Below are 19,644 nucleotides of genomic sequence, written 5' to 3'. Positions count from 1 at the left end.
GCCTCCTTTTAGGCGGCAATCGCGTCATCGTCAGGATGCGCGGGCCGGTATTGTAACCGGTCGCCATACCGGTGTTGCGATTTAAAAAACTCATCGACGGCGGATAATTGTTCAGCGGTCGATTCCAAACGGTTCATGCGCTGGCGGAATTCTTCGCCGCCGGGCAGGTCTTCGACATACCAGCCGATGTGCTTGCGCGCCGTGCGCACGCCCAGGTATTCGCCGTAAAAGGCGTAGTGGGCCGGCAGGTGTTCGTGCATCAGCTCGCGCACCTCTTCGACCAGCGGCGGCGGCAGGTACGCCCCCGTGCGCAGGAAGTAATCGATTTCGCGACAGATCCAGGGACGGCCCTGGGCGGCGCGGCCGATCATCACCGCATCGGCGCCGGTGTAATCCAGCACGAACTTCGCCTTGTCCGGCGTCGTGATGTCGCCGTTGGCCACGACGGGTAGCTTCACGGCGGCCTTGACGGCGGCGATGGTGTCGTACTCCGCATCGCCCTTGTAGCCGTCGGCGCGGGTGCGGCCGTGCAGGGTCAGCATCGCGATGCCGGCCTCCTCGGCCATGCGGGCGATCGTCAGCGCGTTCTTGTTTTGGCGATCCCAGCCGGTGCGGAATTTCAGGGTGACGGGCACGTCGACGGCGTTCACGACGGCGTCCAGGATGCGCTGCACGAGGTCTTCGTGCTGCAGCAGCGCCGAACCGCACCAGTTATTGCACACCTTCTTGACCGGGCACCCCATATTGATGTCGATGATCTGGGCGCCGCGCTCGACGTTGAACCTGGCGCATTCGGCCAGGTCGTGCGGGTCGGCACCGGCGATCTGCACGGCCTTCGGCTCCATCTCGCCCGCGTGGTCCGTGCGCCGCGACGATTTCTCGCTGGCCCACAGGCGCGGATTCGACGCGGCCATCTCGGACACCGCATAGCCCGCGCCCAGCGTCTTGCACAACTGGCGGAACGGACGATCGGTCACCCCGGCCATCGGGGCGACGAAGACATTGTTACGCAGCGTATAAGGACCAATTTGCACGGCAGAAAATTCACGGGAAGCGACGGGAACTCGCTATTTTACCCGAAGCGCTGCTCAATTTATCAGCACATTTTTTTATGGGATTGTTGCGCACGCGCCAGAAAACGCTTGCCAACCCCACCAGCATGCCTTTTAGGGAAGCTCGTCGAGCACGGCCGGACGCAGGTGATCGACCTCGCCCCAGCTACCCAGGACGAGGCTGCGATCGGCCGGGTCGAAGCGGAAACGGTTGATGCTGGCGTTGTAGACCTTGAAGTCGCGCGGCGTCTCCAGCGGCAGCCCGCGCGCCAGGCGGTAGGCACATTCCAGCACGCCGCCATGCGCGACGAGCGCGATCGTCTTGCCGGGATGGTCCGCCGCCAGCGCGAGGATGGCGCCGGTCGCGCGGTCGAAGAACGACCGGAAGCTCTCGCCCACGTTGCGGCCCGGCGGCAGTTGCGCATCGACGTCGCGCGCCTGCCAGGCGGCGAATTCACGTGGGAAACGTTCTTCGATCTCGCTGTACAGCAAGCCTTCGAAGCCGCCATAGCCGCGCTCGCGCAGCGCCGGGTCGATGGCCACCGTCAGTCCGCGGTGGTCGGCCACGGCCTGGGCGGTCTGGTGCGCCCGGCGCAAGTCGCTCGCGACGATGAGGTCGAGAGGCTCGCCCGCGAGCGCGCCCGCCAGCAGTGCGGCCTGGCGCTCGCCTTCGTCGTTCAGTGGAATGTCCAGGTGGCCTTGCAGGCGGCGTTCGGCGTTCCAGGCCGTTTCGCCGTGACGGATCAGGAGGATGTCGGTGGGTGCTGCGGATGCGTTCGTTGTCGTCATGCGGATGCGCCGCTCCGCACCGCGGAGCGATCATTCAAGCGTAGCTTGTCAAAAAAATCAGGAAGGCTGGCCGATCAGGTTGCCCGTCACGTCCGGGTTCAGCGAGTACACGCCGAAGATCTTCGCCTCGTCCAGGATGTGCCCCGTGATCGCCAGGCGCACTTCCTTGCCCGTGAAGCGGCCTGCCAGCGGCAGGCGCGGGATGTCGAGGGCGTACAGCGTAAAGACATAGGTGTGCACGCGTTCGTCGTTCCATGGGGGGCACGGGCCGTCGTAGCCATAGTATTCGCCCGCCATGTCGGGATCGTTCGCGAACCAGCCCGTGTAATCGTTGACGCCGTGGCGCAGCTGGTGTTCCGTGCCGTTCTTGATCGTGAACGGCACCAGCGGCCCGCTCTTGCCGCCCGGCGTGACCATGTCCGAGAACTTGCCCTCGGCGAAGGATTTCAGGCACACGGGAATGTCGACGAGGGACCAGTGATAGAAGTCCGTGCGCGGCAGCGCATCGGGCACGCTCCGGCCCTCCTTGTTCACGTCCGTGCCGTCCGTCGGCACGTCGATGTCGTGCACGAGCAGGACCAGCGACTGCGTACCGGCCGGCACGTCGTCCCAGGCGATGTGCGGGCTGCGGTTGGTCGACAGCTTGATGTGGTTGCCGGGGTCCATCTCGGCGAACGCACATCTGGGCGGAATCATGTCGCCCTCGGTAAAGGAATCGCTCCAGATCTTCATGTTCTTTCTCCCTGCATCCTTAGCCTCAGACTCTCGCCGCGGCGCGCGGTTTCCGGTTTCAGTGCGCGACACGGGGTGGATCAATGCGCAGCCAGAACGTCACCGGTCCGTCATTGATCAGCGCCACCTTCATGTCGGCGCCGAAACGGCCGGTTTCGACGATACCGTGACGCTCGCGCGCCTGGCGCACGACATGGTCGAACAGCCGGCGTCCGTCCTCGGGCGCGGCGGCGGGCGAAAACGACGGGCGGGTGCCGGAGCGGGTGTCCGCCGCCAGCGTGAACTGCGGCACGAGCAGCAGGCCGCCCGCCACGTCCGTCACGCTGCGGTTCATCTTGCCGGCGTCGTCGGCAAACACGCGGTAGGTCAGCAGTTTCGCGAGCAGCGCGTCGGCTTCCCGCTCGGTGTCGCCCTTTTCCGCGCACACGAGCACCATCAGGCCGCGCCCGATCGCACCCGTGACCTCGCCGTCGACCGTGACGCTGGCCTCGCCGACCCGTTGCAGCAGGCCGATCATGCGCTCAACGTCACGCGGGCGAACTTGCGCTTGCCGACCTGCAGCACGAACGTGCCGGCCTGCACCTGCAGCGCCTTGTCGGAGACGACCGTGCCGTCGATGCGCACGCCGCCCTGGTCGATCATGCGCATCGCTTCCGAGCTGGAGGCGCACAAGGCCGTCTGGCGCAGCAGTTGCGGCAGGCCCAGCGGTGCGCCCGAGACGGCCACTTCCGGCACGTCGTCCGGAATGCCGCCCTTGGAGCGGTTGACGAAGTCGGCCAGCGCATCCTCGGCCGCCTGCTGCGAGTGGAAGCGGGCCACGATTTCCTGGGCCAGCGCCACCTTCGCATCGCGCGGGTTGCGGCCGCCCTCGACTTCGGCCTTCAACGCGGCCAGGTCCTGGATCGAACGGAACGACAGCAGCTCGTAGTACTTCCACATCATCACGTCCGAGATGCTCATCAGCTTGCCGAACATCGTGTTGGCCGGTTCCGTGATGCCGATGTAGTTGTTCTTGGACTTGGACATCTTCTCGACGCCGTCCAGGCCTTCCAGCAGCGGCATCGTCAGGATGCACTGAGGTTCCTGGCCGTAATCTTTCTGCAGTTCACGGCCGACCAGCAGATTAAATTTCTGGTCCGTTCCACCCAGCTCAAGATCCGCTTTCAAAGCGACGGAATCATAGCCCTGCATCAAAGGATAGAGGAACTCGTGGACCGAGATGGGAGTCCCACTCTTGTAGCGCTTGGTAAAGTCGTCGCGCTCCATCATGCGGGCCACGGTGTAGCGCGAGGCGAGCTGGATCATGCCGCGCGCGCCGAGGGCGTCGCACCATTCGGAGTTGTAGCGGATTTCCGTGCGCGCCGGGTCGAGCACGAGCGACGCCTGCTTGAAATAGGTGGTGGCGTTCGCTTCGATCTGCTCGCGGGTCAGCGGCGGACGGGTCGCGTTGCGGCCCGACGGGTCGCCGATCATCGACGTGAAATCGCCGATCAGGAAGATCACCTGGTGGCCCAGGTCCTGCAGCTGGCGCAGCTTGTTCAGCACCACCGTGTGGCCCAGGTGGAGGTCGGGCGCCGTCGGGTCCAGGCCCAGCTTGATGCGCAGCGGGGTGCCGCTCTGCTCCGAACGGGCCAGTTTCTGGGCAAATTCGCTCTCGATCAGCAGCTCGTCCACACCGCGTTTGGTGATGGCGAGGGCTTCCTGGACGGCGTCGCTCAGGGGCAGAGGAGCCGGACCGGCTGCTGGCGTTGCAATTTTTGCATTACCAGAAATTTCTGGAGAAGTCATAAAAAATTTGTAGGAAAAGGACTAAAGCGGTTGTAAGACCCGGTATTTTGATATAATTCGCGATCCCGTCAATCTTGCCGCACGAAAAGTTTCAACGACAACACTAATAACAACGACAAAAAAATCACGGTGTCTTGGGCTGTTCAAGCGGTAAATTTTAACTGATTGCATGAACCCATTACAGAAAATCGCCGGCAAGCGCTGGTTTGGTCTGGCTGAAACGAGCCGCAAAACCCGCATCGTAGCCGGGGGTGCCGCAGCCCTGGCACTGTGCGCCTTCGGCGCCACCGCAGTCGCCCCGATCGCTCCGGACGCGTCGGACATGCCGGTCAAATCAGTCGCGCAAGACCTGCAACTGCCGAACCTGGCAGACCAGATCGCCGCCCTCCAGCAAGACCAGCAGCAATTCATCCACGAAGAACGCATCCGTGCCGGCGACTCGCTCGGCACCGTGTTCAACCGCCTCGGCATCGAAGACCAGCAAGCCCAGGCCTTCGTCCGCAGCGACAAGACCGCCCGCTCCATCCTCTCGCTCAAGACCGGCAAGCGCATCCAGGCCGAGACCGACGAGAACGGCCTGCTGCTGACCCTGCACGCGACGATCGCCGACAAGGACCAGTTCAAGACCGTCACCATCACGCGCAAGGGCGACAAATTCGTATCGAATTCCGCGCCTGCACAGCTCGAGCGCCGCGTTGAGATGCGTTCGCGCAACATCACCAGCTCGCTGTACGCCGCCACCGACGATGCCGTCGACGGCAGCCAGATCCCCGATTCCGTCGTCAACCAGATCATCGAGATGTTCTCGACGAGCATCGACTTCCGCTCGGACCTGAAGCGCGGCGACCGTTTCAACGTCGTCTACGAAACCTTCTGGCTGGATGGCGAGATGGTGCGCACGGGCCGCATCCTGGCCGGCGAATTCGTCAACCGCGGCGTCGCCTACCAGTCCGTCTGGTACGAAGACCCCGTCACCCACCAGGGCGGTTACTACAGCCTGGACGGCAAGTCGCTGAAGAAGGCATTCCTGAAGTCGCCGGTGGCGTTCAACCGCATCTCGTCGGGCTTCTCGATGCGCGTGCACCCGGTGTTCGGCACCTGGAAGAAGCACGAAGGCGTCGACATGGCCGCACCGATGGGTACCCCGATCAAGGCATCGGGCGACGGCGTCGTCGAATTCGTCGGCACCCAGAACGGCTACGGCAACTTTGTCGTGCTCAAGCACTGGTCCAACTACAGTACCGCGTACGGCCACATGAGCCGCTTCGCCAGCGGCCTGCACCGCGGCCAGAAAGTGTCGCAGGGCGACGTGATCGGCTACGTGGGCACGACGGGCTGGGCAACGGGCCCGCACCTGCACTACGAATTCCGCATCGGCGGCCGCGCCACCGACCCGATGGCAATGAAGAACCTGCAGCAGCAGCCGCTGACGCCGGGCGAAATGACCCGCTTCAAAATGGCCGCGGCCGAGATGTCGCACCGCTTCTCGCTGCTGTCGCCGGCCGGTAACGCGATGGCTGCGCGCTGATCCTTCAGCGTCGTTCAACGAACGCCTTGCACGTCGACATGCGTGCAAGGCGTTTTGCTTTCAGGAGTCGATAATGGCATCCACTCTCTACATCGGGCTGATGTCCGGCACCAGCCTGGACGGCGTCGACGGCGTGCTGGCCGATTTCAACGGCCGCGGCATCCGCACGCTGGACGCTGCCTTCACGCCCTTCCCGGCCGACCTGCGCGCCGAACTGATGGCCTTGCAGGCCGCCAGCGCCAACGAACTGGAGCGTGAAGCGCTCGCCGCCAACGCGCTGGCCCGTTGCTACGCCGAGTGCGTCAAGACGCTGGCCGCCGCGGCGCCGGGCCCGGTCCGCGCCGTCGCCGTGCACGGCCAGACGATCCGCCACCGCCCCGAACTGGGTTTTACCCGCCAGACCAATAATCCGGCGCTGCTGGCCGAGCTCACCGGCATCGACGTCATCGCCGACTTCCGCAGCCGCGACGTCGCCGCCGGCGGCCAGGGCGCCCCGCTCGTCCCCGCGTTCCACGAAGCCCGGTTCGGCAAGCGCGACCAGGTGCGCGCCGTCGTCAACATCGGCGGCATCGGCAACATCAGCGTGTTGCACGGCGACGGCCGCGTGAGCGGCTACGACACCGGCCCCGGCAACGTGCTGATGGACTTGTGGATCGCACGCCACCAGGGCAAGGCCTACGACCAGGACGGCGCCTGGGCCGCGACGGGCACCGTCGACGCGCCCCTGCTCGACCTGCTGTTGGATGAACCCTATTTCCGCCAGCCGCCGCCCAAGAGCACGGGCCGCGACCTGTTCCACGCGGCGTGGCTCGATGCGAAGCTGGCGCAGCGGCCGGGAGCCTCACCCGCCGACGTGCAGGCCACCCTGACGCGCCTGACGGCCGTGACGATCGCCCGCGCCATCCAGGCGGAGGCCGACGCGCAAGCCGTCTACGTGTGCGGCGGCGGCGCCTATAACGGCGTGCTGCTGCGCGACCTCGCCGACGCGCTCGGCGGTACTATCCCGGTCGCGTCGACGGCGACGCTGGGCGTCGCGCCGAACCGCGTGGAAGCCCTCGCGTTCGCTTGGCTCGGCTACCGCTTCCTGCGCCGCCAGCCGGGCAACCTGCCGGCCGTGACGGGCGCCGCCGGGCCGCGCATCCTCGGCGCGCTGTATCCGGCCTGATCCCTCAAGAAATTCCTGTGTGGCCCGCCACCAGCATGTCGATCAGCGCGCGCGAGGCGGCCGACAGGCTGCGGTGGGCCGGATAGACCAGAGAGAATGTCCGCGTGCGCCCGCCCAGGCCGGGCAACACCTCGGTCAGGCGGCCTGCGGCCAGGCTATCCTCGGCAAAGATGCGCGGGCACAGCGCGATGCCCATCCCCTGCTCCGCGAACCACACGACGCCCATGACGTCCGTCGCCACCGTGACGGCGGCCGGCGGCATCCAGTCGATGTCGCGCCCGTCGTCGCGCAAATGCCACGGGATCACGCGTCCGGTGCTGGGACGGATGAAGGCGATGCAACGCTGGCGCGCCAGGTCGGCGAGGCCGCACAACGGTCCCGCCGCCTCCAGGTAGTCCGGCGCGGCGACCAGGCACAGCGGCGACACTTCGAGCGGACGCGCCACCATGCTGCTGCTGGGGAGCGGGCCGGAACGGATGGCCAGGTCGAACCCTTCCGCCACCAGGTCGACGTTGCGGTTACTGATGTCGACCTCCAGTTCGACCAGCGGATAGGCGCGCGCATAGGCGGCGAGCAGCGCGGGCAGGCGTTGCCTGCCGTAGCTGGTGGGCACGCTCATGCGCACCTTGCCGCTCAGTTGCACCGTCGTGCTGCGGATCGTGCGTTCCGCCTGCTCGATCTGCGCGAACGCGCCGCGCACCTCCTCGGCGTAGCGGCGGCCGGCATCGGTCAGGCTCAGGCTGCGCGTGCTACGCCGCAGCAACTGCGCGCCCAGGCGGGTTTCCAGCCGCGAGATGGCGCGGCTCAGTACCGACGCCGTGGTCGACAGCACCACGGCCGCGGCGCTGAATGACCCGTGTTCGATCACGCTGAGCAACACCTCCACATCCGACAAGTGATCGAACTTGCGGGCCATCTTCACCTTTCGCGAACAAATCATTTGCTGATCGCCTAGTTTATTGCACCGCGAGGAGAAAATACAATGTCACCACTCACCACTCATAAGGTCACTCATGGAATTACTGAATAAATTGCAATGGCGCTACGCCACCAAGGCAATGGATCCGACCCGTCCGGTCGCCCAGGACAAGATCGACCGCATCATCGAGGCCGCCCGCCTGGCGCCGACGTCGTCCGGCCTGCAGCCCTACGAGATCCTGGTCATCAAGAATCCGGCACTGCGCGCGCAGATCCGTGAAGTGGCGTGGAACCAGGCACAGGTCACGGATGCGTCGCACCTGCTGGTGTTCGCCGCCTGGGACGACTACACGCCGGAACGCATCAACCACATGTTCGACCTGACCAACGAAGTGCGCGGCTTCCGCAACGAAGGCTGGGAAGCGTACCGCCAGCAACTGCTGTCGACCTATCCGGGCCGCGGCGCGCAGGTGAACTTCGAGCATGCCGCACGCCAGGCCTACATCGGCTTCGGCGCGGCCGTCATCGCGGCGGCGTTCGAGCAAGTCGACGCGACGCCGATGGAAGGCTTCGACCCGGCCGCCGTCGACGCCATCCTGAAGCTGCGCGAGCAACACCTGCGCAGCGTCGTCATGCTGCCGCTGGGCTACCGCAAGGCCGAGCAGGACTGGCTGGTCAACCTGCCGAAGGTGCGCCGCCCGCTCGACCAGTTCGTCACCGAAATCGACTGATCCCGCCGCGGCGGGTCGTTTGTAACAAAACCACGTTCGCCTTCTCAGCGGCACACGGCACTTGTACCATTGCGTTATCCAATGTGCTTAAGAAAGATTTCGCAATGACCTACACGAATTTCACCCGTGCGCTCGCCCTGGCGCTGGCCGCCGCCGCCGTGGTGTCCGTACCCGCTCAAGCCGACAGCTTCGCGTCGTCCGCGTCCAGCGCGGGTTCCGCATCGTCGGGCAGCATCTCCGATTCGATCGGCGGCTCCAGCAACAGCTCGAGCGGCGACAACAAGCGCGCGGAGACCGGCCCGTACCGCGTGATCGACGTCGCCGTGGCACCGGCCAAGGCGGGCAAGGAAGCAAGAACGCGTATCACGCTGCGCGCCGTCGCGGGCGATGCCGCCACCCAGTTCTGGGTCGACGTACCCGACCGCGCGCTGGCCGAGCGCCGCGTCGCCAAGGATGAAGTCGTGCAAGTGAACGAGCGCGTGTACGGCTACGAATTCGCGTACGGCGACACGAAGAAACCGTTCTTCCTCGCGCTGCAGGACGACTGGTACCGCGACCTCGCGTCGCGCAAAGTGACGATCTGATGTTCCGGCGGTTCCTCGCGGCCGCGCTGCTGCTGTGCGCGAGCGCGGGGGCATCGGCCGGCATCCCGACCTTCTGCGACCGCGCCGGCAAGGTCACGGCCGCGGACCAGGACCGCGTGCTGCGCTTCGCCGCCGCGGTGAAGGATGAATTGGCGCGTTCCGGCAGCAGTCTCGCCCTCGTCGCGCGCGCGGGCCTGGACCTCTCCCGCTTCGGCCTGCTGTATTCGCACGCGGGCATCGCGCTGAAAAACAATCCCGGCGGGCCGTGGGCCGTGCGCCAGCTGTATTACGCGTGCGACGAATCGCGTCCGCGCCTGTTCGACCAGGGCATGTCCGGCTTCGTGCTCGGCGCCGACGCGCCCACGCATGGCCACGTCGCCCTGCTGTTCCCGCCCGAGCAGGACAGCGCGCTGCTTGAACGGGCCGCGCTCGACAAGCCGCTGGCCCTCGCGCTGCTGGGCACACGCTACAGCGCCAACGCGTACGCGTTCGGCACGCGCTACCAGAACTGCAACCAGTGGGTGGCGGAGCTGATCGCATTCGCGTGGGGCCGCCTCGATCCGGCCGATCCCGCGCGCGCGCGCGCACAGGCGTGGCTGCGCGCGCAAGGCTATGCGGACACGCCCGTCCGCATCCCGTCGCACTGGCTGATGTTCGCCGGCCAGTTCGTGCCCCTCGTGCACGTGGGCGACCATCCGCTCGACGACATCCACGCGCTCGCGCTGCACATCAGCGTGCCGACGGCGATCGAGGATTTCGTACGGCGGGAGTCCCCGCATACGCGCCGCGTGGAACTGTGCCACGACGAGCGCCACATCGTCGTGCACCGCGGCTGGGAACCACTGGGGCCGGGCTGCGAGCCGCTGCCGGGCGACGATGTGATCGCCCTCGCGCCCTGATGTAAGATGACGCCTCGTCAACTTATCCGACCACCCCATGTCCAGCCAACTGCTCCGCCACGTCGTCCTGTTCGCGTTCAAGGACGACGCCTCGTACGACGACGTCGACGCCATCGTGACCGGCTTCGCCGCCCTGCCTGCGGCCATCCCCGGCATCACGGCCTACGAATGGGGCACGAACGTGAGCCCGGAAGGCCTGAACGACGGCTTCACGCACTGCTTCACGTTGACGTTCGCTCAAGCCGAAGACCGCGACGCCTATCTCGTGCATCCGGCGCACCAGCGCTTTGTCGAGATGCTCAAGCCTTCTCTCGCCAAATCGCTGGTGCTGGATTACTGGGCCAGATAACGCATATGTCCGCGTGGGCACGTGGTGCCCACCCTACGCGAAATAATGCCCGGTAGGGTGGGCGGCCCTCCGCCCACGCGTGACGTACGCATGATGCCGGCGTCCGCGTGAGCACGTGGTGAAATAATGCCTCGGTAGGGTGGGCGGCCCTCCGCCCACGCGTGACATACGCATGATGCCGGCGTCCGCATGGGCACGTGGTGAAATAATGCCTCGGTAGGGTGGGCGGCCCTCCGCCCACGCGTGACGTACGCATGATGCCGGCGTCCGCATGGGCACGTGGTGCCCCACCCGACTCGAAATAATGCCTCAGTCTTTGTGGACGGCGCTCCAGGTCATCTCCGGCAATGTCACGTCCACCGAGACCGGCAGGTCGTCCGCCGCCTGCCCGAACAGCACGCGGTACGTGCCCGCGCGGACGCGCCAGCTGTTGTCCGCGACCTCGTACGTCGCCAGCAGGCGCGGATCGACGGCCTGCGTGAACGTGTTCGCGCCACCGGCCTTCAGATCGAGCTTGTGGAACGCGACGAGACGCTTCGGTGCTTCCCAGCCCGACGCATTCACATCCGCCGGCGCCACATACACCTGCACGACACCCTTGCCCGCGAGCTTGCCCGTGTTGCGCAGCGCGGCACCGACCGTCAGCGCGCCATTGGCGACGCTGGCCTTCGGATCGGCGACCGCGAAGCTCGTGTAACTGAGGCCGTGGCCGAACGCGAATAACGGTTTATACCCTTTCGCGTCGTACCACTTGTAGCCGATCGCCGCGCCGTCGTGATACGTGATGTGGACGGGGATGCCGTCCGGCTTGCCGAAGCCCGGAATCTGCGCATGGGCAAGTTGTAGATTCGATGCGGGGAAGCTGATCGGCAGGTGCCCCGACGGATTCACTTTACCGGTCAGGATGCGCGCGATCGCCTGGCCGCCGCGGATGCCCGGATAGAACGCCTCCAGCACGGCCGGCACCTGCGGCAGCCACGGCATCAGGATCGCACCGCCCGATTCCACGACGACGATTGTCTTCGGATTGGCGCGCGCGACGGCGGCGACCAGCGCATCCTGGTTGCCGTCCAGTTCCAGCTTGCCGTCGAAGCCCTCGCCCATCCACTGCGTCACGAACACGACGGCGACCTCCGACTGCTTCGCCAGCGCGACGGCCGCGTCGATGTCCTTGCCGCTCGCGTACGCAACCTTCGCCTTCGGCAGTTCGGCTTTCAACGCCGCCAGCGGCGCCGACGGCATGTAGATCACGGGGCCGGGCCACTTCGTCGGCTCCAGGTTCGGCACGGCATTGCCGCCGACGGGCGTCACGCCGGACGAACCGCCGCCCGCCAGCACGCCCTTGTCCGCATGGCCGCCGATGACGGCCACCGACTTCACGTTCGCCAGCGGCAGCAAATTGCCCTCGTTCTTCAGCAGCACGAGCGATTCCTCGGCGGCGCGCTGCGCGACGGCGGCGTTTGCTGCGAAATCGATCTTGCCGACTTTCGGCGGATCGTCGAACGCGCCGGTCTGGAACAGCGGCCACAGGATGCGCTGCGCCATGTCATCGAGGCGGCGCATCGAGACGTCGCCCTTGTTCATCGCCTCCTTGAAATTCTTCGCCGAGTAGAACGGGCCGTGGTGGTTGCAGCACGGGTAGCCCGTGAACTGGTCGAGCCCATAGTTGGCGGCGTCCGCCGTCGAGTGGACGGCGCCCCAGTCGGCCATCACATAGCCCTTGAACTTCCAGTCCTGCTTCAGCGTCTTGTTCAGCAGGTATTCGTTCTCGCATGCCCAGCGGCCGTTCACGAGGTTGTACGAGCACATGACGGAGCCCGGTTTCGACAGGTCATTGACGATCTCGAACGCGAGCAGGTCCGACTGGCGCATCGCTTCCGGCGAGATCGTGACGTCGACCGTCGTGCGCTGGCTTTCGTGGTCGTTGACGGCGAAGTGCTTCATCGTCGACACCACGTGGCGCGCCTGGATGCCGTTGATGAGACCTGCCGCCATGCGGCCGGCCAGCAACGGGTCCTCGCCCACGTATTCGAAGTTGCGGCCATTGCGCGGCTCGCGCGCCAGGTTCGCGCCGCCGGCCAGGAACGTGTTGAAGCCGGAGGCGCGCGCCTCGTCCGCGATCATGCGGCCGCCCGCTTCGGAGACGGCCGGGTCGAAGCTGGCCGCCGTCGCCAGCGAAGACGGCAGCGCCGTGCGCTCCATGCCGCCCACGCGCACGCCGATCGACGCGTCGGTCTGCCACTGCGCCGGGATGCCCAGGCGCGGGATGCCCGGCACGTAGCCGGCCGAGCCCTCGATGTGGTGTGCCGCGACGTCGGCCTTGATTGCCGGCGGCACGATATCGTCCGGCTGCTTCGCCAGGTCTTTCTTGTCCGTGTAGCTGACGATCAGCAGCAGCTTCTCGTCGAGCGTCATCGCGGCGACGGCGGCGCGGGCGCGTTCGTCGGCGGATTTCGATTTGTCGAACCACGCGCGGTCCTGCGCCTGCGCGCCCATCGCCGCGCAGGCGAGAAGGACCGCGACCGCAGTTTGTTTCCTCTGTTTCATCATGCTTGTCTCCTTGTTATTTGTGGGGCGCATCGATCACGCGGAATTCGCCGCCGAGATGCATCATGCTCATCAGGTACAGCATGCCGTCGAAGTAGCGCTGCTCGCCGCTGGGCACGGGCGTGGCCCACAACGCGCGCAGGAAGTCGTCGGATGCCTGCCCCGGCGTGGCCGCCAGGCTGCCGACGGCCGCTGCCGCCAGCATGCCGGTCGAGTGGCGGTCGGACAGCGGCTTGCCGTCCAGCGTGTAGCGGTCGGCGAAACGGTCGATTCCCTGGCCCGCGAGGAACGTCTGGACGCGGTCGGAAAGCGCCTGCTGGCGCGGATCCTTGTTCCACCAGCTGCGGTCGACGGACCAGTTGCTGATCGTGCGCCAGCTGTCGTAGCCGAACGACCCCGGGCTGCCGTCCCAGTTCTTCAGCGGCGTGCCGTCGAAGTCGGCGCGGTCGGGGCCGAGGCCCGTCGCGGGGTCGGCCGTCTTCACGAAGAAGTCGCGGCTGACGCTCGCCGCGCGCGCCCAGAACGCGCGGTCCTCGCGCGGGCCCCAGCGTGCCCACAGCTCGTAGAACGCGGGCAGGTGGTAGGACGGGTCGGTGCCGGGGATGAACGTCTCCGGCACGAAGCGGACCATCGCGTGGGCCTCGTCGACCATAGTCCCGACGGTGACGGCGCGCGGCGCGCGGTGCGGACGCTGCGGCGGCCACGGCTTGCCCGCTTTCTGCGCCTGTTCCTGTTCGCGGCGGTTGTTGGGGCTGGGCCAGGGCGTGGCCGGCTCGACGAACGGCTGATCGCCGGGGTGGATGCGGAACGGCGGCGTGGCGGTCACGACGGGGTGGTGGCGCATGCCGCGCAGGATGGTATCCGCTTCTTTCTGGTAGTCGTAGATGCCCTTCCCGTTACCCCAGCGCCGCGCCGCGAAGTACAGCGCCATCGCATAGTATTCCTCGCCGTCCGGCGCGGCCCCGGTGGCGCGCGGCGTGCCGTCCGTGCCCATCGACCACGCGAAATAGCCGCGCGACGGGTTGGCGGGATCGGTCGTGAGCATGTATGTCTTCGACCAGTTCCACAGCGCGTCGAATTCGCGCTTCTTGCCGAGCTGGACGGCGATCATCATGCCGTAGCTCATGCCCTCCGTGCGGGCGTCGTTGTTGGCCCAGTCCGTGATGTACGCGAGCGTGCCGTTGGCGTTGGCGCCCGTCTCGAAGTAGACGCGCTCCTCCTGGCCGTCGCCGTGGAACAGCCGCTGGAAGGCTTGCTCGATCTTCGCGTGCGTCTCCTGCGGGCTGCGCCCCAGGCGTTCGGCGAACAGGTTGCGGTAGCGCTGCGTGCGGTAGGCGCCGGTGCCGTCGTCGGTCGCTGCCATGGTGGTGGCGGCTTTGTCGGTGGATGGTGCTTGCGCTTGGGCGGCACCGGCCCAGGCGAGGATGATAGCGGTAACACCGCAGCGTAAAGTTGGTGCCCTCGACATTGTTTTTCTCTCGTTACAGGGGTTATGTGTCTCCTTGCCGCCACGTTCGTGGAGCGTGGTCAGTGTACTACGCGCGTGACTGTTAGCAATGTTAATGGATTGTCATTACGGCGGCATCCAACACTTCGTACGGACAAAAAAAAACCGCCCCGGCAATGCCGAGGCGGCTTTCGATGTCGAGGCTGGTATCGCTTACATCGAGAACGACGAACCGCAACCGCAGGTCGACTGGGCGTTCGGGTTCTTGATGACGAACTGGGCGCCTTCGAGGTCGTCCTTGTAGTCGATTTCGGCGCCGACCAGGTACTGGTAGCTCATCGAATCGATCAACAGCTGAACGCCGTTCTTTTCCATCGTCGTGTCGTCTTCGTTCACGATTTCGTCGAAGGTGAAGCCGTACTGGAAGCCCGAGCAACCGCCGCCCTGCACGAACACGCGCAGTTTCAGGTCGGGATTGCCTTCTTCCTCGATCAGTTGAGCAACCTTCTGGGCAGCGCTGTCGGTGAAATTGATGGGCGTGGGGATCGTGTCTTGTGCGTTTTGCACTTCGGCGACTGCATTCATGGATAAACTCCTGATTGGATTCGGATTTCGTCCATTATAGACCGTTGGCGCCAGTCATGCTGAAGCCCCTTCGGCCGCCACGCCGAGGTGGAAGACGGGTTCGGCGGCCGCCACCGGCTCGGCGTGATGGGTCAACTTGCCGGTGACGAGGGCACCGCCGTGCATTTCCAGCAGGCGGTAATGGACATCCCCATGTATGCGGCCTTTCGGCTGCAATTCAAGGAGTTCGGACGAATACACCGTGCCCGCGATATACCCGTTGACGACGAGGTTGGAACAGCGCACCTCGCCTTCGATGCGCGCGTGTTCGGAAACGATCAGCACGCTGTCGTTGCCGTCCGCGGCCATCACGTTGCCGTGCACCTCGCCGTCGATGCGCAGCCCGCCGGTGAATACGAGATCCCCTTCGATGCGTGCGGAAATGCCGATCAGGCTATCGATTTCGCTTTTTGCGTTACGACCGAACATGATTGTCCCCTGTGCTTGGCGTTGGTACTGTCCAACGGTCAATGTACCGTTGCCAACACAGGTCGCCTTGATCTGTGTCTTGTGACCAAGCCTTGCGAGAGGACGTGTTTACGGCAGCAGCGCGATCTGCTTCAGGCCGGTGCTTTCCGGCAGGCCGAACATCAGGTTCATGCACTGCACGGCCTGGCCGGACGCGCCCTTCACCAGGTTGTCCTGCACGACGAGGATGACGACCGTGTTGCCGTTGTCCGGACGGTGCAGCGCGATGCGCAGCATGTTCGAACCGCGCGTCGAGCGGGTTTCCGGGTGCGAGCCGAACGGCATGACGTCGACGAATTCCGCATCCTTGTACTGCTCTTCGAACAGGGCTTGCAGGGCTTCGTTCGTGATGTCCTGCGTGAGGCGCGCGTACAGCGTCGAATGCATGCCGCGGATCATCGGCACGAGGTGCGGCGTGAAGATCAGGCCGACCTTCTGGTCCGTGTAGCGCTGCAGCTGGGCCGACGTCTCCGGCGTGTGGCGGTGGCCATGCACGCCATAGGCCTTGAAGTTGTCGCTCGCTTCCGAGAACAACGTGCCGATCTCGGCCTTGCGGCCGGCGCCGGACACGCCCGACTTGGCGTCGGCGATCAGGTTGCCTGCGTCGATGATGCCCGCCTTCAGCAGCGGATAAAAGCCCAGCTGCATCGTGGTCGGATAGCAGCCCGGATTGGCGATCAGGCGCGCCTTGCTGATATCTTCGCGATTCAGTTCCGGCAGGCCATACACGGCCTCTTCCAGCAGGTCTGGCGCGCTGTGCGGGATCTTGTACCACTTCTCGAACGTGGCCTGGTCCTTCAGGCGGAAGTCGGCGGCGAGGTCGATCACCTTCACGCCGGCGGCGATCAACTCGGGCGCCTGGGCCATGGCGACGCCGTGCGGGGTCGCGAAGAACACGACGTCGCACTGCTTCAGGTCGGCCTTGTCCGGGCTCGAGAACGCGATGTCGACGTGGCCGCGCAGCGAGGGAAACATGTCGGCGACGGGCAGGCCGTCTTCCTTGCGCGAAGTGATGGCGGTCAGCTGCGCCTCGGGGTGGGCAGCAAGCAGGCGCAGCAATTCTACGCCCGTGTAGCCGGTGCCGCCAACGATGCCAACTTTGATCATGTCTGTTTCCCCTTGATAAATGGATACGTTCCGTACGAGCCCGCAATTTTAGCAGGCTGTCCTCGCATGTGCTGCATTGCCGCATGGCTAAAGTCTACATTCGGGGTCAGAGCACATTATTTTAAAGATTCGGGGTCAGAGCACATTTCCTGACAATTGCATCAGGGATAATGAATTTTTCTCCCGCAGAGGAGAAACGATCGGGTGACGACATCCGCCGAGGCGCAGAGACCTCGATCCAACACAGCGAAAAAATGTGCTCTGGCCCCGAATTTAAAGAAAAATGGGACCTGACCCTGAACTTGGGAAACAAAAAAGCCGCCGGCTTTGCAGCGGGCGGCTTTTCGTTTCGGCAGCAGCGCAAAAGCGCTGCAGATCCGATTAACGCTTCGAGAATTGCTTTGCGCGACGTGCTTTGCGCAGACCAACTTTCTTACGCTCGACTTCACGGGCGTCACGGGTGACGAAACCGGCACGTGCCAGGTCGCCCTTCAGGCCTGCGTCGTAGTCGATCAGTGCACGGGTGATGCCGTGGCGCACTGCACCTGCCTGGCCGGACTCGCCGCCGCCATGCACGTTGACCTTGATGTCGAAACGCTCGACGTTGCCGGTCAGTTCCAGCGGTTGACGGATGACCATCAGGCCGGTTTCGCGCGAGAAGTATTCGGCGGCCGGTTTGCCGTTCACGATGATCTGGCCGGTGCCAGCCTTGATGAACACACGGGCCACTGCACTCTTGCGACGGCCGGTGCCGTAGTTGTAGTTACCGATCATGTCAGTTCCTTACTTAGATTTCGAGTGCTTTGGGTTGCTGGGCAGCGTGCGGGTGCGTAGCTTCCGCATACACTTTCAGCTTCTTGATCATTGCGTAGCCCAGCGGGCCCTTCGGCAGCATGCCTTTGACGGCTTTTTCCAGGGCGCGGCCCGGGAAACGCTGTTGCATTTTCAGGAAGTTGGTTTCGTAGATACCGCCCGGGTAGCCCGAGTGACGGTAGTACTTCTTGTCGTTGGCTTTGGTGCCGGTCACGCGCAGTTTGCCTGCGTTGACGACGACGATGAAATCACCGGTATCGACGTGCGGAGTAAATTCCGGCTTGTGCTTGCCGCGCAGTCGGAGTGCCACTTCGCTGGCAACACGTCCGAGGACTTTGTCCGTCGCGTCAATCACGTACCAATCGCGCTGGACTTCATGGCCCTTAGCGGAAAAAGTTTTCATGTTGACTTCCTATGTATAGGGAATTAATGCTCGAATGGTGGTTCCGCGGGCGATGCTACATCGCGGACTCTGCCTTATTGTCTTTTCCCGAGCAAATGGAAAGCCCACGACTATAGCCGATTCCTCACCCGACAGTCAAGCCGCACCAGGCTCGAGCCAACGCAAAGACCTCCGCGCTGAATCATGCAATTTTGCAACTCTTATTTGCAAGAAATATTTGACCACGAAATCGATGTCAAATTAGTATGACCCGCATCGAAGAGGAGACTACTTGTTGAAATCGATCCTGCTCCTGGGCGCATGGCTGGCGGCCACGATCCCGGCCGCGGCGACGCCCGCCACGCCGGCACCAACGCGCAGCTGCCACCTGCCCGGCGTCGAGGAAGCCCTGCGCTGCCTGACCCTGCCCGTCCCGCTCGAACCCGGCAAACCCGCCACCCTGAACCTGCACGTGACGATCGCCCCCGCCCTGCGCCAGGGTGCGCGGCCGGATCCGCTGTTCGTGCTGGCCGGCGGTCCCGGCGAAGCGGGCAGCGACGTGCTCCCCCTGTTGTCCACCGCCTTCAAGCGCGTGCGCGCCACGCGCGACATCGTGTTCGTCGACCAGCGCGGCACGGGGTTGTCCGGCAAGCTGGAATGCCCATCCGACGCCGACGCGGATGCGCAGCTGAGCGATGCCGACGCCGACGCCGCCCTGCGCCGCTGCATCGCGGCCAGCAAGGCGCCGTTCGCCGCGTACACGACGGCCGCCGCCGCGCGCGACATCGAATCCGTGCGCCGCGCGCTGGGCTATGACAGGATCAACCTGTGGGGCGGCTCGTACGGCACCCGCCTCGCGCAGGCGTATGCGCGCGCCTACCCAGCGGGCACGCGCGCCCTGCTGCTCGACGCCGTTGCCGCGCCCGACCAGGTGATCCCGGCCGGGGGCCGCGACAGCCAGGCCGCGCTCGACCAGCTGTTCGCCCAGTGCGCCAGGGATGCCGCCTGCGCCCGCGCCTATCCGAACCTGCGCGGCGAATTCGATGCCCTCGTCGGCAAGCTCAATGCCGCGCCGTTGACACTCAACCTGCCCGACCCGCGCACGGCGCGCCAGATCGACGTCACGATGACGAGCGCGCGCCTGCTCGACACCGTGCGCAACATGCTCTATGCGCCGGCCGACGCGCGCCGCCTGCCGTTCCTCGTGCACAGCGCCAGCGCGGGCCGCTGGCAGCCGTTCGTCGCGCGCCGCAACCTGGCCGCCGACTTTTCCCCCGACGGCTCGCCGGCCACGCTGCTGCACCTGGCCGTCGTCTGCGCCGAAGACATGCCGCGCTTTACGCCCGCGCTGGCCGCGAGCGATGCGAGTCCGCTGACGCGCACCCTGGCCGACCGCCTGCGCGGCCTGTGCCGCGCCATGAACGTGCCGGCGGTGCCGGAGACGCCCCCCACGCGCATCGCCGCGCCCGTGCTGCTGCTGTCCGGCGCACTGGACCCGGTCACGCCGCCGCGCCGCGCCCAGGACGCCGCCCGTTTCATGGACCATGCGCAGCTGCTGACGGCGCCGAACGTCGGCCACGGCGTGTCGCAACTGGGCTGCGCCCCGCGCCTGTTGCGCACCTTCCTCGACCGGCCCGACGCGAAAGTCGACGGCGCCTGCCTGAACGAGATCCCGGCCCCGACCTTCCAGCTCGGCAGCGCCGGACCACAACCCTGAACAC

20 protein-coding genes are annotated in these 19,644 nt (G+C 65.5%); 7 read left to right on the top strand and 13 right to left on the bottom strand.

The features are described 5' to 3' along the window. Positions 1-8: 8 nt before the first annotated feature. The 5 genes from dusB to tyrS form a co-directional block, all read right to left on the bottom strand. A complete protein-coding gene (dusB, locus tag ACEN98_RS20105) occupies positions 9-1,034 on the bottom strand; it encodes a tRNA dihydrouridine synthase DusB (RefSeq protein ID WP_413386695.1) in 1,026 nt (341 codons plus the stop codon). A gap of 132 nt (positions 1,035-1,166) precedes the next feature. Continuing rightward, a complete protein-coding gene (locus ACEN98_RS20100) occupies positions 1,167-1,841 on the bottom strand; it encodes a histidine phosphatase family protein (protein ID WP_413386693.1) in 675 nt (224 codons plus the stop codon). Positions 1,842-1,898: 57 nt separating this feature from the next. Next, positions 1,899-2,573, bottom strand: coding sequence for a YbhB/YbcL family Raf kinase inhibitor-like protein (locus ACEN98_RS20095; RefSeq protein WP_413386691.1), 675 nt, complete (start codon positions 2,571-2,573; stop codon positions 1,899-1,901). A 58-nt stretch (positions 2,574-2,631) separates the two neighbouring features. Beyond that, positions 2,632-3,090 (bottom strand): D-aminoacyl-tRNA deacylase, encoded by a 459-nt coding sequence (gene dtd / locus ACEN98_RS20090; RefSeq protein WP_413386689.1) that lies wholly within the window; start codon positions 3,088-3,090, stop codon positions 2,632-2,634. After that, entirely contained in the window at positions 3,087-4,361 is a 1,275-nt protein-coding gene (gene tyrS, locus ACEN98_RS20085; protein WP_413386687.1) for a tyrosine--tRNA ligase, read from the bottom strand. The genes dtd and tyrS overlap by 4 nt, the downstream gene beginning before the upstream one ends. Before the next feature lie 169 nt (positions 4,362-4,530). On the opposite strand from tyrS, the gene ACEN98_RS20080 reads away from it, so the two are divergent. Beyond that, positions 4,531-5,889, top strand: a complete 1,359-nt coding sequence (locus ACEN98_RS20080) for a peptidoglycan DD-metalloendopeptidase family protein (RefSeq protein ID WP_413386685.1) — start codon at positions 4,531-4,533, stop codon at positions 5,887-5,889. Between the two features lie 73 nt (positions 5,890-5,962). Beyond that, positions 5,963-7,054 (top strand): anhydro-N-acetylmuramic acid kinase, encoded by a 1,092-nt coding sequence (locus tag ACEN98_RS20075; protein ID WP_413386683.1) that lies wholly within the window; start codon positions 5,963-5,965, stop codon positions 7,052-7,054. Positions 7,055-7,058: 4 nt separating this feature from the next. Here the strand turns inward: ACEN98_RS20075 and ACEN98_RS20070 are convergent, their stop codons facing one another. After that, positions 7,059-7,994: a LysR family transcriptional regulator gene (locus tag ACEN98_RS20070; RefSeq protein ID WP_413386681.1), complete on the bottom strand. Its 936-nt coding sequence runs from the start codon at positions 7,992-7,994 to the stop codon at positions 7,059-7,061. 73 nt (positions 7,995-8,067) lie between these two features. On the opposite strand from ACEN98_RS20070, the gene ACEN98_RS20065 reads away from it, so the two are divergent. The 4 genes from ACEN98_RS20065 (at position 8,068) to ACEN98_RS20050 (ending at position 10,535) form a co-directional block, all read left to right on the top strand. Beyond that, entirely contained in the window at positions 8,068-8,703 is a 636-nt protein-coding gene (locus ACEN98_RS20065) for an NAD(P)H-dependent oxidoreductase (protein WP_413386679.1), read from the top strand. A 104-nt stretch (positions 8,704-8,807) separates the two neighbouring features. Next, a complete protein-coding gene (locus ACEN98_RS20060) occupies positions 8,808-9,287 on the top strand; it encodes a hypothetical protein (protein ID WP_413386677.1) in 480 nt (159 codons plus the stop codon). Further along, on the top strand, positions 9,287-10,186 hold the full coding sequence (locus ACEN98_RS20055; protein WP_413386675.1) for a DUF2145 domain-containing protein: 900 nt from the start codon (positions 9,287-9,289) through the stop codon (positions 10,184-10,186). Before ACEN98_RS20060 ends, ACEN98_RS20055 begins: the two co-directional genes overlap by 1 nt. Before the next feature lie 37 nt (positions 10,187-10,223). Then, positions 10,224-10,535, top strand: coding sequence for a Dabb family protein (locus tag ACEN98_RS20050; protein ID WP_413340723.1), 312 nt, complete (start codon positions 10,224-10,226; stop codon positions 10,533-10,535). 309 nt (positions 10,536-10,844) lie between these two features. On the opposite strand, the gene ACEN98_RS20045 is transcribed toward ACEN98_RS20050, so the two are convergent. The 7 genes from ACEN98_RS20045 to rplM form a co-directional block, all read right to left on the bottom strand. Next, a complete protein-coding gene (locus tag ACEN98_RS20045) occupies positions 10,845-13,085 on the bottom strand; it encodes a beta-glucosidase (RefSeq protein ID WP_413386673.1) in 2,241 nt (746 codons plus the stop codon). Between the two features lie 13 nt (positions 13,086-13,098). After that, positions 13,099-14,445 carry a glycosyl hydrolase family 8 gene (locus tag ACEN98_RS20040; protein WP_413386671.1) on the bottom strand — a complete coding sequence of 449 codons (1,347 nt, stop codon included), beginning with the start codon at positions 14,443-14,445 and terminating at the stop codon, positions 13,099-13,101. 297 nt (positions 14,446-14,742) lie between these two features. Continuing rightward, a complete protein-coding gene (erpA, locus tag ACEN98_RS20035) occupies positions 14,743-15,114 on the bottom strand; it encodes an iron-sulfur cluster insertion protein ErpA (protein WP_056122323.1) in 372 nt (123 codons plus the stop codon). A 54-nt stretch (positions 15,115-15,168) separates the two neighbouring features. Then, a complete protein-coding gene (locus tag ACEN98_RS20030; RefSeq protein ID WP_413340718.1) occupies positions 15,169-15,582 on the bottom strand; it encodes a bactofilin family protein in 414 nt (137 codons plus the stop codon). 108 nt (positions 15,583-15,690) lie between these two features. After that, on the bottom strand, positions 15,691-16,728 hold the full coding sequence (argC, locus tag ACEN98_RS20025) for an N-acetyl-gamma-glutamyl-phosphate reductase (RefSeq protein WP_413386669.1): 1,038 nt from the start codon (positions 16,726-16,728) through the stop codon (positions 15,691-15,693). Positions 16,729-17,109: 381 nt separating this feature from the next. After that, the gene (gene rpsI, locus ACEN98_RS20020) at positions 17,110-17,502 is read right to left on the bottom strand and encodes a 30S ribosomal protein S9 (RefSeq protein ID WP_028102305.1); all 393 of its coding nucleotides are present in this window, start codon (positions 17,500-17,502) and stop codon (positions 17,110-17,112) included. A gap of 13 nt (positions 17,503-17,515) precedes the next feature. Next, complete coding sequence (gene rplM / locus ACEN98_RS20015) at positions 17,516-17,944, bottom strand: 50S ribosomal protein L13 (protein WP_036235400.1); 429 nt, start codon at positions 17,942-17,944, stop codon at positions 17,516-17,518. A 271-nt stretch (positions 17,945-18,215) separates the two neighbouring features. Here rplM and ACEN98_RS20010 point away from each other — a divergent pair, with 271 nt between their 5' ends. Next, positions 18,216-19,640, top strand: a complete 1,425-nt coding sequence (locus ACEN98_RS20010; RefSeq protein ID WP_413386667.1) for an alpha/beta hydrolase — start codon at positions 18,216-18,218, stop codon at positions 19,638-19,640. Positions 19,641-19,644 lie beyond the last annotated feature (4 nt).

It is taken from the genome of Massilia sp. CT11-137 (assembly GCF_047302885.1).
GTDB classification, from domain to species: Bacteria; Pseudomonadota; Gammaproteobacteria; order Burkholderiales; family Burkholderiaceae_D; genus Telluria; species Telluria orientalis.
Note: the sequence above shows the minus strand (reverse complement) of the source record. Positions and strands in the feature narration are given on the sequence as shown.